Genomic DNA, 2849 nt, shown 5'->3' on the forward strand with positions numbered 1-2849 from the left:
TGTATTGCCATCCCTATTATACTCCTGCACGTGATTTTCCGTCATGGCATAGAACGCGGAGCGTTCATAAAGTTTTTAGTGGTAAAATCCTTTTCTATTACTGCTAACTTACATGAATCAGATAATACAACCATTACACTCAATTAAAAAATGAAAGAGGCAGCTATAATTGGATAATAACTTTACTTTACTTCTAACAGCTTTTCTCACAGCAGGTAGTTTAGGGTTTATTAACTCCTTTATTCTTGAGAAACTAGGTGTACTTGTTTTTAGAAATGGTAACGAACAAGATAGAAATCACTTTTTGCTTTTTTTCTCATTATTCAACTATGTAATATATTTATTTATCTACATATTTGTAGATAATATATGTGTAGGTTTGGAAAAATTATTAATTATAGCTTTTAGCGTGGCGCTCACTTTATTAATAACCGTATTGTTGAGTATTTTTGTTTTCCCTTTTATAGCAGAACAGTTTAGCAAATTATTAAACCATATAAGAGAATGTAATCAACTATCTAAGGTTGAACATCGTAGTCCTCGTGATATAGCCTTTGAAGATAGTAACTCAAAATCAGTATTCATATTTGATTTTAATAAAGAGCTTATTTCTTCTGGATACTTAGAATACTATAGCCATAATTCGGATTACTATGAGGTTATTTTAATTCCTTTTGATGTAAAACCTGAATTAGATAGCTATGATAAAGTTAAAGAGTATTCTGAAAGTAAAAAAGATGAGGAAAATGTAGAAATTAAGTTCTTGCTAGACTTCGAAAAAAACTTGCAATACTTTATATTTGAAGATACTGAGTGACTATTTCTTTTGTCCAGGGGGGGTCCTTTTCCCTTTTTTTGGAACATTTAATTTTGTTGTTCGATCCTCATAGTTTTTCTTATCTTGTTTAAAGGTTTGATTGGGATTTTTTTCATCTTTGGACAATAAGTTCGCCCCCTTTTATATTCTTTTCTTTGCTGCAAGGCGTCTATAATGTTCACCTAACGCAGTTAGTTTACAAGATTTACTCTCCATTGCTGCATTCCACATATGATCAGCGTCTACAGGGAAAAGCAAATTCAACCTATTATACTGCTGAAGAATTGAAAAAATTTCTGTATGTTCTTTTATTGGATTGGGCATACCCTTATCCCGTCCTTTTTCCTCTGGTTCATAAGTAGGATCTAACTGATACTCAAAACCAGGATCCGGGAAAAATTCAGTAATTCTTCTCAATATATTTGTTGATATTGGAGGTGTAACCTTCCTTAAAGAAACAAATTGCCTTACATTCGTTTTAAAGATCGGTCTCTGTTCCCAAGCCCCTAAAGATTGGTCGATATGAGCATAGATACTACCAGGTGTAACATCTCCTGTAAGATTAGCTGCACTGCCATTTAACGCATCGACTAAAAGTGTTGTAAAAACTCCACTTCCGTCTTGTTCTGATGCATATTGATCTTCCGCTGACGCAGTTAGAACTGTCACTCCTTCTGATAAAGTCGCCGTTTGTTCACCAGGTAAATTACCTGCTATTCCAGAATGACAGCTATCTAATATAATTATCTTATTCTTTGCAGGAGAATTATTCGCATAATACAATATATCAGATAAGGACACCCCTTCATCACCGCGTCTAGAGTTACCAGCTAAAATATAACCACCAGCTGATTCAATATATCCATGTCCAGCAAAGTAGAACAATGCGACATCTATTTCTTTTTTAAAAAGCTCTTCGATACTATCTTTAAGCTCACTCTTTTCTATAAGATTTTGTTTACCTGTTCCGGTCATAAGGTTACAATCAAAATTCAAGGAGCCACCATCGTGTCGTTCTAAAACGGCATTAACAGCGTATGCATCGTTTACGCAACCAAATAATGGGCTTATTTCTTCGTAATAGTCAATACCTACAATCAATGCTGCACGCATCTATAGCACACCTTCCTCTAGAGACTATCAATAAAAGTCCGAATATTTTCCCAAGTCCAAACTTTAGTGTTTAAACCTTCTATATTAGTTCTATCGCCACTATAGGCCCAGATACCTAATATTTTCTTCCTCTCCTCCTTAGAGCATAGTATTTCCCATTTTTGTCCGCTTGATTTCAAGGAGTTTTTGCTGACCAATACAATTACACCATCTGATCTACGAATCCTTGTCCGAACATGTTTCTTCCACTCAGTATCATAGGCTTCCTTAACAGACATATCAATATATTCAAATGGTGAGTTTGTATTCAATGATTGTCCTTTTAGGAAATCTCTTTGTATTTTATCTTCCATTGAAAAAGCAATAAATATTGTTTTTTTGTTTGCCAAATTAATCTCTCCTTCATAAATTAGTCGCTACGATATATGCTTTCTCCCAGTTTGGTAATGAATTATCACAAAAAAGTTAAGTTTATTTATGTTAACACAGTATATTTATAGCTGTAGATGTACCCATTATCATTGTATCATGAAATGTATTGGGTTCTTTCTATTATTTTTTTGAAATTAGTTTGAAACGCTACCTTTTTTATCTATCTGTCCGCAATACTCATCTTGGTAATTTTGCGGAAAAATCTATAGGAAGTAGTTGGCTCATCCTACAAAAGTCGCTCGAAGTACTTTTGAATTACTTAGATTAATTCACTCCAATAATTTAAATCGACATATTTAAACAAACTTCACGGAGGTATATTTTTCCTGAATTATTCATACTCCTAAAATTTTCTTGAAAAAATGTTTTTTCAACGATGAAGCATTCCAGTTTTCGGAATTGCCATTGGCTTTTCTAAATGCGCAAGCTGATTTGGCTTCACATTAGGAAAATTGGCGTATGAACCCTATTTTTGGGCGCACGAACC

The 2849-nt window shown here is 33.7% G+C and carries 4 protein-coding genes; 1 reads left to right on the top strand and 3 read right to left on the bottom strand.

Annotated elements, in window-relative coordinates:
* Positions 1 to 169 precede the first annotated feature (169 nt).
* Entirely contained in the window at positions 170 to 817 is a 648-nt protein-coding gene (locus PVE40_RS12485) for a hypothetical protein (protein ID WP_274732260.1), read from the top strand.
* On the opposite strand, the gene PVE40_RS12490 is transcribed toward PVE40_RS12485, so the two are convergent.
* Genes PVE40_RS12490 through PVE40_RS12500 form a run of 3 tightly spaced genes read right to left on the bottom strand, consistent with a single transcriptional unit; the run spans position 818 to position 2319 of the window.
* Complete coding sequence (locus PVE40_RS12490; RefSeq protein WP_274732261.1) at positions 818 to 943, bottom strand: hypothetical protein; 126 nt, start codon at positions 941 to 943, stop codon at positions 818 to 820.
* Between the two features lie 15 nt (positions 944 to 958).
* A complete protein-coding gene (locus PVE40_RS12495) occupies positions 959 to 1930 on the bottom strand; it encodes a caspase family protein (RefSeq protein ID WP_274732262.1) in 972 nt (323 codons plus the stop codon).
* A gap of 17 nt (positions 1931 to 1947) precedes the next feature.
* A complete protein-coding gene (locus tag PVE40_RS12500; protein WP_274732263.1) occupies positions 1948 to 2319 on the bottom strand; it encodes a TIR domain-containing protein in 372 nt (123 codons plus the stop codon).
* Positions 2320 to 2849: the final 530 nt, after the last annotated feature.

It is taken from the genome of Jeotgalibaca caeni, assembly GCF_028863945.1.
GTDB lineage: Bacteria > Bacillota > Bacilli > Lactobacillales > Aerococcaceae > Jeotgalibaca > Jeotgalibaca caeni.